This is a genomic window from Bacillus cereus group sp. MYBK95-2 (assembly GCF_051915225.1).
GTDB lineage: Bacteria > Bacillota > Bacilli > Bacillales > Bacillaceae_G > Bacillus_A > Bacillus_A cereus.
Genome location: NZ_JBQAEH010000011.1, coordinates 172545 through 187343, shown reverse-complemented (window position 1 = coordinate 187343; position 14799 = coordinate 172545). Strand labels below are relative to the sequence as shown.

Below are 14799 nucleotides of genomic sequence, written 5' to 3'. Positions count from 1 at the left end.
GAGACATCTCCATAACGAGAATTTTACCTTTTTACAATTATTTATGCGAATTCGACTCATTTTTTTCGTTTTGGGGGACAATTAATTTCTTAAGTTGATGGTGATGGGGTACCGCCACATGCCCATCAAGCTATAATTTTGAAGTATCCCCAAAACGAAAATTTTATTATTTTACAGTTTTTTATGAGAATTCAACTCGTTTTTTTCGTATTGGGAAACAACCAATTTCTTGACTTGATTTGAAATTAAAAATATAAACCTTTGCCCATTGGCCGAACGGTTTCTAACACAGTTTCAACCATGTCTTCATTAATTAGGGTTCTTATAATCCAAGCTGAGAGATCTTGAGCAGCAAAACAACCTGCAGCAGTCGAGATATTTCCTTCGTTTACGACACTTTGCTCAATAACGTCTACATTAAATTCTTTCAGTTGTTCTACTACGGATGGATATGTAGTTGTTTTTTTACCTGTTAACAATTTTTTAGCTCCTAGTAGTAGTGAACCAGAACACATAGAGCCTATCAATTGTCTTTGAGAATCTACATGAATGCTATTAAGGTATTCTTGATTTTGATATAAATCTTGTACACCCTTACCACTTGCAAATATTACAGCGTCAGCGTAAGGAGTATCAGATATGCTTCCTGTCATGGGGATACGTAAGCCAGACATGGATATATGAGTTTTTCCGTTCCTAATAGTTGGACATTCCAATCAGAAATACCACCAACTAAACGTACACGATTTAATAAATCCCATGGTAAAAAAACATCTATATCAGTAAATTTATCAAAACAGACTATTGCAATTTTCATTCTCCACCTCTCCGTTATCTTAATATTAAAAATATTTTAATTATAACAATTTCAAGTGGAGGTAGCGAAGTTTAAATTGTTTAATAACTGGATATCACCCCCAGGGTTACTAAGCTAAAAAATTGTATCCAAAAAACGAAAAAAACGCCATCCTGGTCTGACCCCATTTGGTGAGACAAAGAAAAAACACCTAGATAACATGTTTCCTATAAGCTATAGGTGACATATTATCTAATCTTCTCTGAATCCGTTCATTATTATAGTAGTGGATGTATTCATCCACAGTTTGTATTATACTATCATTATTCGATTGTTTTATATTTTGCGCATAGAATCCTTCGAATTTCAAATGAGAATGAAAGGATTCTATGAGGGCATTATCATGGCCGTTTCCTGTACGAGACATGCTTGTGATAATGCCTTTTTCTTTGGCATATGTTTGAAATTGTTTTGATGTATACACCTTTCCTTGATCCGAATGTAAAATCGTATCAATCACATTTCGCTTTCTTAAAGCCTCTTTTAGAGTATCTAATACAAGAGAAACATCCTGTGTCTCAGCTATTTTATAACTTACAATTTCATTGTTAAACCCATCTATAATAGATGAAAAATAAAGAGTCTTATTACCGAACATCAAATACGTGATATCAGTGAACCATTTTTCATTAAGCTTGGTAGCTTTAAATTTCCGCTGTATTCTATTTTTAGCTACCACTGGTTCATGACCGAGCACAAATATCTTTTTCTTTTTTCTAACCCGAGATAATACGTTGTATTTTCTCATGATACGTAATACTTTTTTATGATTCATTACGATGTTAAATTGATCACGTAGGCAAGCTGTAACCCGACGATATCCATACCGATATTTATGATGTTGACATATTTCTATTACGGTTTTTTCTTCATGATTATTTACTGTTTTCTCCTGCTTTTTCCACCGATAATAAGTAGCACGTGAAATATTAAATATGGAACACAGTTCTGCAATTGTAAAAATTGATTGCCATTCCTTTATCATTTTCATTATTTCTTCTTTTCCTCCCACCTCCTTAAGATTTCTTGGCACTTTTCCAGCAATATAATCTTTGCCTTTAAATAACGTATTTCTAATTCTTTTTGTTCAAGTTCTGTTAACCTTTTTAAGCCTTTTCCATGTGTAGATTGTCTTCCGATAGATTGTTCAAACCGATAGGTTTCGCCTTCACGATACCATTTCATCCAAGTTTTAATTTGAGCCACATGTCTAATTCCTAAGGCATCCATAATTTCTTTATTTTTGAATCCTTGGTGTTTCATTTCAACTACTTTCCACTTTATTTCGGCGGGATAATGCGCCTTTTTCCCCATACGAAAAACACCTCCATTAAAATCATAACTGATACTTACGATTTAGAGAGGTGTTTTTTATCGTCTCATTCTCAGGGTTCACTCCATACAAAAAGGATAGCGTTTTTTGATTATATGATTACATATTATCCATTATTAGCTGAAGCCTCTCCTGTATTCCCATCATTACTTGGTGACGGTGGCGTTCCATGGTCATCCTCATTGTTTGGTGGTATTGTATTCCCTTGGTCACTACCACTTTTTGGTGGCGCTGTATTTCCTTGGCCATTACCATTGTTTGGTGGTGTTGTATTCCCTTGGTCACTGCCACTTTTTGGCGGCGTTTTATTTTCTTGGCTATTACCATTGTTTGGTGGTGTTGTATTCCCTTGGTCACTACCACTTTTTGGCGGCGTTTTATTTCCTTGGCTATTACCATTGTTTGGTGGTGTTGTATCTCCCTGGTCACTACCACTTTTTGGCGGCGTTTTATTTCCTTGGCCATTACCATTGTTTGGTGGTGTTTTATTTCCTAGGTCACTACCATTGTTTGGTTCACTTTGTTTTTGCTCTTCTAGTTTCTTTAATTCTTCTTGTTTCTTTTGCTTTTCTTTTTGCTTATTTTCACTCGGCTGTTCAGTCGTATTTGCTATTTTCGTATTTGGAGAAGAATCATGCTTCTCACCTTTAATGCGTAATTCGCTACCTTCTTGAACTACACTGTTTGGCATTTTAAATTGTGACTTATCTGTAGCAAACTTACTCATCATTTCTTTAAAAATCAATTGAGCTATTTTCGTATTTTTACTACTAATATAATCATCTTTACTATCCTTTGTATATCCGGTCCATACTGCCATCGTATATTGTGGTGTATAACCAGCAAACCAACTATCACGAGTTGCACTTTCTGGTAGATTATATTGTGCTATTTGTTCTAACGAATAGTTTGTTGTACCTGTTTTACCCGCTATATCTAAAGAACCTATATTAGCTGTTGTACCTAATCCAGATGAAACAAAAGTACGAAGCATATCAGTAATCATATATGCTGTTGAATCCTTCATAACTCGTTTTGACTTTTGCTCAAAGCTTTTTGATTTACCATCTGAATAAATGACTTTCTTAACAAAATGTGGCCTCGTATACTTACCATCATTACCAAATGCCGCATAAGCACCTGCAATTTCAGTCGGTGACGCTTCATTTGTACCAATCGCTGTTGATTCGGTCGGTGCTACATTAAATGTAATACCTAGCTTTTCAGAGAAAACTTTTGATTTATTAATTCCTACTTCTTTTGCAGTTTTTATTGCCGGGATATTTCGGGACGTTTTCAATGCATCGCGCATTGTAATTGGTCCTAAATGCTTTCTATCAGCATTTCTAACTTCTTGTCCTGTTGAGTACTTAAATGGAGAGTCATCAATTTGATGGTAAGTAGCCCATTTTAGATATTCAATTGCAGGAGCGTAATCAAAAATTGGTTTCATCGTTGAACCTGCTGAGCGATTTAATTCAATTGCAATATTATGTCCTTTAAAAACAGCTTTATTTTCACCACGCCCACTACCAATTGCACGTACTTCTCCTGTTTTCGTATCCATAAATGTGAAAGCCCCTTGGAATTTCTCATTTGGATAATTAATAATATCTTTATTTAAAAGTTTGTCTGCAAAATCCTGTGCCTTTGGATCTAATGTTGTATAAATTTCTAAACCGTCAGATCCGATATTAACATCTGGCAACTCTTTTTCAACTTCTTTCACAACCGCATCCATAAAAGCTGGATAGGGCATTTCTTTTTGTTCAGTTGCTTTCTTAAGTCCTTCTGTTACTGGAACTTTTGATGCTTCTTCCATTTCTTTTTTTGTAATATAACCATGTCGATTCATTAGTTTAAGTACAACATTTCTTCTTTCTGTTGCTTTTTTGATATTTTGTTCTTTCGTTGGATCATAGTTATTAGGAGCTTTCATTAAACCAGCAAGCATTGCAACTTCTGGTAGTGTTAAATCTTTTAATTCCTTACCATAGTAATTTTGGACTGCTGTTGCGATTCCGTATGAACGGTTACCTAAGTAAACTTTATTTAAATACATTTCTAAAATCTCATGTTTTGAATACTGTTGTTCTAGCTTATATGCTAAATATATTTCTTGCGCCTTTCTCTTTGACGTTTTTTTCATCGATAAGAAGTAATTTTTAATAACTTGTTGTGTAATCGTACTTCCACCTTGAGAGCCGTAATCCCCTTTTAAGCTGACTACGGCTGCACGTGCAGTACCTTTATAGTCTACTCCACTGTGCTCGTAAAAACGTGCATCTTCTGTTGCTAAAAACGCATTTTCTACTAACTTAGGAATCTGATCATACATAATATTCGTTCGTTTTTCTTTTCCATATTCATATATCAATTTCCCATCTTTATCATAAATTTTTGAGGATAACGGATTAACAAGTTTTGCTTTCTCAAGTTTTGGAGCATCTTTGATCATAACGAAAAAGGTAGCAACCCCTGCGACTAACCCCACAATACCAAGTAATAAACAACTAACTAAAAACTTACGAAAAAATGATGTTTTACCTTTTGCTTTTTGTTTCTTAGCAGCAGGCTGTTTTTTCTTTTTAACTTGTCGTCGCTCCTCTCGAGAACGATAATTTTCTGACATGCTACTTTCTCCTGCCTTTCAATTCTCCTCTTGATTTACTTAAAATTATTGAAGCCACTTTAAGAAATATATTCATATTTAAAAAGTGTACTAAATAGACAATTTAAGTAATAAATTTGTTCCACTTTAAGATGAGGAAGAAATTTGAGCTTATCTGATAACGAAACAGAAACGGTAATAGTGGCACAACTTAAAAAATGGAATTTCATAAAAAATCCATTTTTAGCTTGATCGGCATGTGGCTCTACCCCACATCCATCAACTTAAGGTATATTTTTATACAAAATGCGGTCTTTCCATATAGCTTTTTATTATCTTTTATAGATTTTATAAAAGTGGGCATATCAAATAAACCCTGACGGGCTTCAATTTTTTACTATGCTACATGATGAGTAGAAGTGGTATACTCATACACAACACCCAAAATATCAAAGACTGTCTTTTTCTCATATCGATGAGATTTTCGTCCGTTGTGCTGTAGGAGGTTAAACAGACGAAGGAGAACTTTTGATAATTCTTGGGTGTTTTTGTGTAATGCTTGGTAAAAAAGTGAAAAATAATCCTTAATTATGTACATCGCTTTATATTCACTTAGCTCTTTCTGTTTCTTCCGTAACAGGAGTTCTCGCATTTTAAACATGGTAGAAGAACATAATAGAATACTAATGAGTTGCCCATAAAGGTAACATTCTAATCGTTCTTGTTTAATAGATTTACAACGATGAATTTGAAACCAAGATTTCCATATTTTAAATAACAGTTCAATTTGCCAACGTAGTGAATATAAATCATAGATTTTCTCTTTTGGTACCCATTCCGTAGGAATGTTTGTCATATATACCGTAATACCTTGTAAAAGCTTCGTACGCTCTGTATAAGTAATTCCTTTTTTCTTTTCGCGAATAGCTCGGTCATGTAGGCGTTTCTGTTTTTGCTCCTCGGTACATCTATAAACCACAATGCGAGTAGGTAGTTTGTCTTTACTCCCTACATAAACATCATGTAATTCTTACACTTGGCCAGGTTGTAATTGTGTCATGATGTCTTCCAAATGAATTTGTATATATACCAGTCTCAATTGAGTGGGCTTTGTTTTAAATACAACTGTTTCGAACTCTTTTCTGTATATTTTAGTTGGTAACTTAAGACGTGATAAATAATATCCTTGCTTGTCTTGAATAGACTTAAAGTCTTGTAAACGAAAATATCCTAAGTCACGAATATATAGTTCATTCTTTTGTGCCATGCCTGTTCGAGTCGCACTATATGCCTGATCACTTCGTTTTCCTGGTTCAATTTCCACATCAGAAAATTCCCCACTCAACAAGTCATACTCTAGTTGAATTTTCACACCAGCTTTATGACTGCATCCTCCGGCACCAGGATAAGTAGCTGCGAATCGATCTGGAACTTGGAAAGTTGTAGAATCAAGGATGCGAATGCGCTCAAAGTAAGCTGAAAGAGAATGAGAAATCTTAGATAAACCTCCAATTTTAGCTTGTAGAAGTGTAGTAAATACAGTTCGAAAGAAAGCTACAGAAGCTGAGTTAAAGCGTCGATTAAGTCCCTCCGGACTTAATAAAATTCCTGTTGAGGTTTCTAACTGACTACAAAGTTGAGTAAGAGAGGTAGTAGCGACTTGTTGATTTAACCATACACACAAAGATAAGAAATGGTACCCATGGCACTTACGTTTTCGTTTCATCTCGCCTGCTTCTATAGCTAATTGATTAAGTGTAGCGGGAGACATATTTCGATATAACTCTTCGGCACATAAAGATAACTCTTGTTTTTGATGGATATTCATAAAAAGTACGTCACCCTTTCTCATTAATATAAGAGAATAGTAACGTGCTTTTAACTTCAAAAATAGTCTATATGCGGATTTGGAATAAAGTCACGAAGTTAAAAAAAGACGTGCTGTTTTAATAAAGTGCAACACTTTTGCTCGAGATTACTTATCTAGAGCTTGTTTTATTGAACTAACAGGGCAGGTTACTTCAATAAAAAGAGGGGTTTTAGTGACAAAAGCTAATTCTTATTGCTATAAACAATTATATAGGGGAGTGTTAACATTGATAAAATTTTTAAAATATAACTGGCAAGTAAGAGACGAATGGTTTGAATGGTGTAATCAACTATCAAATGAAGAGCTGATAAAAGAGCGAACTGGAGGAGTAGGAAGTATTTTATATACTCTTTTTCACATTATTGATGTTGAATATAGTTGGGTTCGTGGTATTCAAGGTAAAGAAGACCTAGTAGTTGAATTTGCTGATTATGATACACTTGAGAGGGTTAAATCTCTTTCAGATAGATTCCGGAATGAAATAGCTGAATTTCTAAAAAAAAATTTAGATGAATTAAAAGAGAAAGCTGTATGTGTTGCTTGGGATGAAGATAAATATACTGTTGAGGAAATATTACACCATATAATTGCTCATGAGATTCACCACATTGGTCAACTCTCTGTTTGGTCAAGAGAAATAGAACTCACCCCCGTACCTGCTAACTTTATCGGAAGAAAGTTTAAATCTATTCATTCTTATTAAACTAAATGGTGCGTTAGTGGTATAAGGAAAATAAAATTAATCAGACTTTTTTATAAAAAACAGTTCTGGAAAATAAAAGAGAGCCATCGTTTTGTTCAATTACTGTTTAAAACAATGGCTTTTTATATGCATTGAAATTATGGGTTTAGAATGATTCTTTAACCAAACTTTATTCTAAACTAGCACCAAATCCTTAAGTTGATGGATGTGTGGCTCTACCCCATTGCTATCAAGCTAAGCTCATACAACGTCAATTATAGTAAAAGTTGTTTCTTTTTTCTAAAGGCTAGGTGTAGGGAATTGAAAGATTTGCATACGAAATAAACCCTAATGGGTTTCATTTTTTTAATTTAAGCCGCTTGATTATTAGACATGGTACAATTGTAAACGACACCTAATATATCAAAGACTGTTTTCTTCTCATACCTATGAGATTTTCGCCCGTTTTGCTGTAGGAGGTTAAACAGACGAAGGAGAACCTTTGATAATTCTTGGTTGTCTTTCTGTATAGCTTGGAAAAGAAGAAGAAAGTAATCTTTAATCATATAGATGGCCTTATATTCACTCAGTTCTCGTTTCTTTTTTATAAGAAGTAATTGCCGCATTTGAAACATGGTAGAAGAACAGAGTAGAATGGCAATCAGTTGCCCATACAAATGGCATTCTAATCGTTCTCGTTTTATCTTTTTACAATGATGAATATGAAAGAATGATTTCCATGTTTTAAATATAATCTCGATTTGCCAACGTAAAGAGTACCAATCATGTACTTGTCCCATTGGGACAATATCTGTAGGGGTGTTTGTCATATATACATTGATACCGCTAAGTCGTTTACTACGAGCAGAATACTTCATACCTTTCTTTTTTTCTCTTACAGTTTGATCGTGTAATCGTTTTTGTTGTTGTTCTTCTGTTAGCCGATGAACAATAACACGAGTTGATAATTTATCAGTCATTCCTACATAAGCATCAGATATTTCATATGTTTGTCCTGGTTGAAGAGAGTTCATTAAGACCTCCATATCTATCTGTATATACTCTGTACCTTTCTTTATTCTTCCATCTTGAAAATAATCAGGTTTAGAATTTTTTTGATAAATACGTGTATTGGATTTAATACGAGAGATATAGTAAGCCTTTTTATCTTGTATGTGTTGAAGATCTTTCAAATGAAAATACCCTAAATCTCGGATACATAAATCATTCGCTGTTACAGTTGGAACACACAGGGAACCGTAGGTTCGATCATGTTGTTTCCCTGGACCTGTATGAATATGAAGGAACTGTCCACTTAATAAATCATACTCAAGCTGAATCTTTACTCCTGCTGTATGGCTACATCCCCCTGCACCTGGATAAACAGATGAAAAAGGATCTGGAAGTTGGAATGCAGTTGAATCTAAAATACGAATACGCTTGAAAACAGAAGTATATGGAGAAGAAATCGGCATAGATGAGGTCAATTTTTTGCTTAATAGTTCGACTAATAGGTGTTGTAAAAGTTGGACGGCCGCCTTATTAAATCGTTGATTCAGTCCCTCAGGACTGATAAGTACTGCTGTTGATGCTTCTAAACAGCTAGATAATTGAGCTAAAGAAGTCATAGCTACATTTTGGCTCACCCATACACATAAAGCTATTAAATCTTTTGCTTGGTACTTACTGGTTCGTTGTACGAAACCAACATCTCTAGCAAGATTCCGTAAGGTATTTGGAGATAAAAAACTTTGAATCTCTTGAGCAAATAGTTGTAATTCATCAGACACAGAAACAGACATAAAAAACGCCATCCTTTCCTATGATTCTACAGAAAGAATAGCGTATTTTTTCATTTTAAGAAAATTTAGTTTTGTTAGCTTAATAGCGATGAGGTAGTATCAACAAAATGCGAATTTTGTACGCTAAGAAAAATTTGAATGTAATAAAAACTTTCTGTAAGGTTCATTCCCTACAACTTCATTTAGAAACTTATAAATTTATTATTTTTATCTTTATTTACTCACATAATATCCAATTGTATAGATAATCCATAAGTGAACTGGATAGAAAATATAAAACATATATTTTGTGAATGCATTATTTAAACCACGCTCCCCGTTATATAAAAAGAAGAATGGTAACGCAAACACCATCATCCATTGATTATTGAAACCAAATAGGCCTGTATCTGTAAAGATTTCTCCAATCATAAGTAAAGTTGGAACCTCTGATAATGAAAGTAATACATATGTGATAATTAACCATATTTTCTTCTCTCTAAAGAAGTAGAAAATTAAAGTCATTGTTACTCCAAAAATACTGGCCTCTGTAAACATTCCTAATATAGCCATAAGAATGGTAGCTGGAATTCCTAGTAGATAGTTTTTTGTACGCTTTATATAATCAATCGCACATAATAACACGATTCCAAACCCAAGCGATAAGAAAATATTATTTGGTACCCCACCCTCTGTTGGGAAGATGTATTGAATAATAGCTGAACCTGCAAACATAATTGCTGCCCACATAAATACACGTGTAGCATACTTTGTACGATTTCGTGTATAGAAGAATCCTTCCACTACAAAATAGAAGAAAATGGGTGCTACAATACGTCCTGGATGATGCATCCACATTGGCATACCTGGAATGTAAGTATATACATGATCAATGACCATAAGGATCATTGCAAAAACTTTTAATTGAAAAGCATTTAACCTCATAAAATCTAAAACCTCCACCTTACCTGATACTTAGATACTATTAATCTTCCGGAAACACTCTTTTATTTTCATAAAAAGTATTAATTGTTTGTCTAGGAGGTTCTTTTATAAAAATAGAACCTCCTAAATAGTAAAACTTACTATATTATATTTAGATTAAGTAGCTAAACCATTAAACACATGTATTGTTAATTCATTAGTTTTTTCAAATAACTTCGTCGAATGATGAAAAAGCTAATAACAAATAGCAATAAAAATATCCCTACGCCTATCGCTGTGACGCCATAAAAGGCTGATGAAAAATGGCTACGCATCCCAAGTAGTGTCCCACATAGAAGTATAGATGCGAATGCAAACGGGATGAAAATTAAAGTTGCCAACTCCTTGGTCACAACAGTAATTAATTCTTTTACAGAAAAGCCGATTTTACGGATTCCTGCATATTTTTCTTTTTCTTCTTCAAATGACGTTTGAAGATAGAAATAGAGTATGCTCATTGCAGCGCTCAAAAAGATAATGCTCAGCATAAAACCAATAAAGAATAGAAGGCTTGCTGTAGTTTTTTCAGTCTCGTACAAATTAATTTTAGAAGATATCAGTCGCTCATCTGGTATTATTGAAACTTTTGAAAGAATTGTTTCAGACAGTTCAAGTTTTTCTGTCCAATGATTAACTTCATAAGCAAATACATTAAATACGGGATACTCAATTGCTTCATAAACCTTATCTGAAACAATATAATATACCTTTTGGAAACTTGAAGTTAAAATATTTCGTTTCTCAAGCCCCACATATTTAAGGTTTCCAAACGGATAATCATGAATATCCTCAATACTTGGAAGGACATCATAATTACCAGCAGCAACATAGTATTCATCATCCTTTAATGAAATCGCTTTGTGAGAGCCAAGTTCATTATAATTTGAAACTGACATAAACCCGATATTTTGCTGTTTATCTGTCTTAAACGCGGAATAATACGCATCATAACTACCTTGTTTGGATAGTGTAGATTCAATAAATGTAATATCCTCTTTTTCAACTTCCTTTTTATTTTCTGGAAGTGAAATATATTGAAAGCTATAAGGATATGCGGCTTCTGCATCCCCTTTTACATTATAATAGGAGCTGTACAATACGCTTGTACATACAAATACCCCTAATAACAATACTGTTAATAAATAGATAAGATTAGCATGTGAACGACCTTTGGATTTGAGATTCGAAACATAAAGCATATTTGTTTTTTTTAAGTATGACGGATGTTTTTGTAATGTATGAATCGCTAACAATGTTCCTTGCGTAATAATAAAGTAAATGGCTAATAGTGAGCTAACAAACAATCCAATGTAATAGATCATTCCAGATGATTCAATCCAATTCATTTCTAACAGGGGTGAGAGTATAAAGAATCCACTGGTAATTACGGATAGTAATAGCTTCCATGGCGCAGGCGCTATTAACTTTTCCTGTGTTACATCTGCTTTTAGCAAATGAATCGCTTCTTCTTTGTTAATAAAGCGTGTAGTAAATTTAGAAACGATAAAGAACAAAATTGTAAATAAGACAATTGTTAATAGAATGGATTGAATTGGTAAATACATACCGAAGCTATCAGCTTGTAACACTCTTTTAGTAACCATTAAAAATAAAGGGGCAATTATAAGTCCTAACACGATTGCTGTTATAATAGCCACACCAGCAATAAGCATATTTTCTCTAAAAACCATCTTACGTACTTGCTTCATGGATGCCCCAGTAATCATAAAGATACCAAGATTTTTCATTTTCTTTTTTAAAAACGCAAACAGCGAATAGATGATGAAAGCAAATGAAAAAATGTAAACAATGAAACTCATAAGCATCATGGTAAGACCAAGTGTACTCGATGTATCAACAATTTCCATCATTGGATGGAAGGCAATAATCGAAAATAAGAAGAATATTAAAATAGAAAATACACTGCTTAAAAAGTAAGAAATGTATGTCCACTTATCTCGCAAGATGTTTTGAAGGACTATATGATTAAAACTCATGCTGCCCACCACCTAAAAATGTAAGTGTGTCCATAATCTCCTGATAAAACTCCTTTTTATTATTGCCTCGATGCACTTCATTATAAAGGATACCATCTTTTATGAAGATTACGCGGTGAGCAAAACTTGCAACATAGGCATCATGTGTCACCATTAAAATGGCTGTATTAAAATTCTTATTAATTGATTCAAATAGCGTCATAACATCATTTACCGCTTTAGAATCTAGGTTTCCAGTCGGTTCGTCCGCTAATAATAATCCAGGTTCATGAATAACAGCTCGTGCTATTGCCACACGTTGTTTTTGTCCTCCTGAAATTTCAAATGTACGCTTCTTTAAAATCCCTTTAATTCCTAAGAAAGTTGTGACTTTTTCTAAACGCTTAGTCATTTCAGTAGCTTGTACAGAGTCGAGTGTCAACGGTAATAAGATATTTTCCTCTACTGTTAAAGTATGAACAAGGTTAAAATCTTGAAAGACAAACCCTAATTCTGTCCGACGAAACTTTGCTAGTTCAGTATCATTTAATTCATACGGATTTTTTGAATTAATCGTAACTAATCCCTTAGTTGGAGGATCAATTGTGGAAATACAGTTAAGGAATGTTGTTTTTCCGCTACCGGAAGGACCCATTACGGCAACAAATTCATTCTTTTCTAAATGAAAGTCAATCCCTTTTAATGCTTTATAAATAATTTCACCTGTATAGTCCTTTTGAAGCTTCTTTACATTCAAGACTGTGTTTGACATTAGTATTTCACTCCTTTGTATCTTTCAGTATTTTAGTATAAATATGCTTGTTGCTTCTTAACATCTCTCAATGTGACAGCAAGATGACAAAATTGTCACATTCAAAACGGCTACCTTATTTGGTAGCCGTTTCTATACTTCTTGAGAGATCTATTGTAAATGTTGTTTCATTATTTTTAGAATGTAGGTGGTATGGATGATTTAATGTAGTAAGGATACTTTTTACTAAATAAAGGCCGATACCAGTTGCTTCCCCTTTTATACGTCCTTTGGTTCCTGTATAAAATAATTCAAAAACACGTTTTATTTCACTTTCAGGTATCGTTTCTCCTTTATTTTTAATGAATAACTGTCCATTTTCATAATGAATCATAATAGCAGAGTGTTTTTCGCCATATTTAACTGCGTTACTTAATAACTGGTAAACCACAACCTTTAGCCATTTACGATCTGAATAAAGCAATATGTGCTCTGGTATAGTGCTTTTAGGAAAGATTTCTTCCTCAATAAAATAATCCCTTAAATCGTTAATGACTTCCTGTACAATAAGTTTTAACGGGATTGGTTCTATTTTTAAATCTGCTAATAATTTAGTAGAGCGACTATACGTTAGTAACTGATTTAAAGAGAAGTTCAATTTATCACATTCAACTTTTACTTTTTGCCATTCTGCAAGGGAATTGGGTTCCTTAAACTGATTGGACTGTATAAGCAGTTGAATGACAGAAAGTGGCGTTTTCATTTGATGAACTGCATGAGAAATCATTAATTGCTGATTATGTAAAGAACTCTTATATTCCTCTTCTTTTGATAAAAATAAGGATTGAATATATTGCAGCTGAGATGCGTATGCTTTTTCGTATGAAGCACTTGGCTGATAAATCATAAGACTGTCCGTATGGATGTTCTTGTTCTCAATATGTGCATACATTTTTTTACGACGTAAATAACGACAAAAAAGTAGTATGATTAATAGAGAGAAGGCTAGAAATATGAAATAGCTATAATGATTTTCAAAACCATCTAATCGATGAATCACAATTGGTAAGCTAATAAATGTAATGATATACAAAATAATAAAGCTCATATGGTCTTTTAAAAATAACTTCATGTGAGTTTCTCCGTTAATTGATAGCCAATTCCTCGTATAGTTGTAATTTCTAAAGTAGAATGAATGGCTTCTAATTTCTTTCGTACTCTTGCAATATTTACTGTTAAGGTATTTTCCTCAACAAATTCTTCCTCATCCCAAATGGCTGTAAGTAGTTGCTGTCGTGTTACAACATTAGGATACGCTTCAAAGAACATTGTACATAGCTGGAGTTCTTTTATCGTTAATAGCTCCTCCTGATTAGGTGTGCATAATCGTACAGTGTCCAGGGTTAAAGTTGTATTTCCTATTTTTATAATTTTCTCCTGTACATTTCTTGCATATTCGCCATATATACGACGAATTTGTCCATTAATTTTTGCAAGTACCACTCCTAATAGAAAAGGTTTAGTAATGAAATCATCAGCCCCATTTTCAATGCCATACACTTGATCCGCCTCACTCATACGAGCAGAGAGAATCAAAATAGGACAATTCGATATTTGTCTTATTTTACGGGACCAATAATAGCCATCAAAGGCTGGAAGGGTAACATCCATTATGACAAGGTGGGGTTGAAAATCTTGAAAAATTTCTAATACCTTTTGAAAATCTTCTACAATGAGGCAATGATATCCATATTTTTCAAGATGTTTTTTTAGCGTATATGCAATATTCATTTCATCTTCAACAATCAATAACTTATACATTTTATCCTCCGATTTATTTATTAACTTTGTCTCATACCTTAATTTTAAACCATTATTGCTTTTGCTCAAAATGAGACCATTCTTATACTAAATGGAGTAGCACCAAATGCCCATCAACTTAAAGGTTTTATAAC

General features: G+C 33.5%; 9 protein-coding genes and 2 pseudogenes. 1 reads left to right on the top strand and 10 read right to left on the bottom strand.

The features are described 5' to 3' along the window. Window positions 1-245: 245 nt before the first annotated feature. From ACTFN4_RS26695 to ACTFN4_RS26680, 4 genes and pseudogenes are all read right to left on the bottom strand, one after another. Window positions 246-817, bottom strand: a pseudogene (locus ACTFN4_RS26695) (DJ-1/PfpI family protein). 190 nt (window positions 818-1007) lie between these two features. Continuing rightward, a protein-coding gene (locus ACTFN4_RS26690; RefSeq protein WP_439963067.1) for an IS3 family transposase occupies window positions 1008-2170 on the bottom strand; the annotation gives its coding sequence in 2 pieces (ribosomal slippage) (window positions 1008-1903 and window positions 1903-2170; 1164 coding nt in all). A 125-nt stretch (window positions 2171-2295) separates the two neighbouring features. Further along, a complete protein-coding gene (locus ACTFN4_RS26685) occupies window positions 2296-4821 on the bottom strand; it encodes a PBP1A family penicillin-binding protein (RefSeq protein ID WP_439963066.1) in 2526 nt (841 codons plus the stop codon). Between the two features lie 376 nt (window positions 4822-5197). Next, window positions 5198-6628, bottom strand: a pseudogene (locus tag ACTFN4_RS26680) (IS4 family transposase). 268 nt (window positions 6629-6896) lie between these two features. On the opposite strand from ACTFN4_RS26680, the gene ACTFN4_RS26675 reads away from it, so the two are divergent. After that, window positions 6897-7373, top strand: a complete 477-nt coding sequence (locus tag ACTFN4_RS26675) for a DinB family protein (protein WP_439963072.1) — start codon at window positions 6897-6899, stop codon at window positions 7371-7373. Between the two features lie 350 nt (window positions 7374-7723). On the opposite strand, the gene ACTFN4_RS26670 is transcribed toward ACTFN4_RS26675, so the two are convergent. From ACTFN4_RS26670 to ACTFN4_RS26645, 6 genes are all read right to left on the bottom strand, one after another. Further along, a complete protein-coding gene (locus tag ACTFN4_RS26670) occupies window positions 7724-9154 on the bottom strand; it encodes an IS4 family transposase (protein ID WP_439963065.1) in 1431 nt (476 codons plus the stop codon). 213 nt (window positions 9155-9367) lie between these two features. Continuing rightward, window positions 9368-10078, bottom strand: coding sequence for a TraX family protein (locus ACTFN4_RS26665; protein ID WP_414835501.1), 711 nt, complete (start codon window positions 10076-10078; stop codon window positions 9368-9370). Between the two features lie 188 nt (window positions 10079-10266). Next, window positions 10267-12114: an FtsX-like permease family protein gene (locus ACTFN4_RS26660; RefSeq protein WP_439963064.1), complete on the bottom strand. Its 1848-nt coding sequence runs from the start codon at window positions 12112-12114 to the stop codon at window positions 10267-10269. After that, entirely contained in the window at window positions 12104-12865 is a 762-nt protein-coding gene (locus ACTFN4_RS26655; RefSeq protein WP_414835499.1) for an ABC transporter ATP-binding protein, read from the bottom strand. The genes ACTFN4_RS26660 and ACTFN4_RS26655 overlap by 11 nt, the downstream gene beginning before the upstream one ends. Before the next feature lie 115 nt (window positions 12866-12980). After that, window positions 12981-13976, bottom strand: coding sequence for a sensor histidine kinase (locus ACTFN4_RS26650; protein WP_439963063.1), 996 nt, complete (start codon window positions 13974-13976; stop codon window positions 12981-12983). Next, on the bottom strand, window positions 13973-14665 hold the full coding sequence (locus ACTFN4_RS26645) for a response regulator transcription factor (protein WP_414835497.1): 693 nt from the start codon (window positions 14663-14665) through the stop codon (window positions 13973-13975). Before ACTFN4_RS26645 ends, ACTFN4_RS26650 begins: the two co-directional genes overlap by 4 nt. Window positions 14666-14799: the final 134 nt, after the last annotated feature.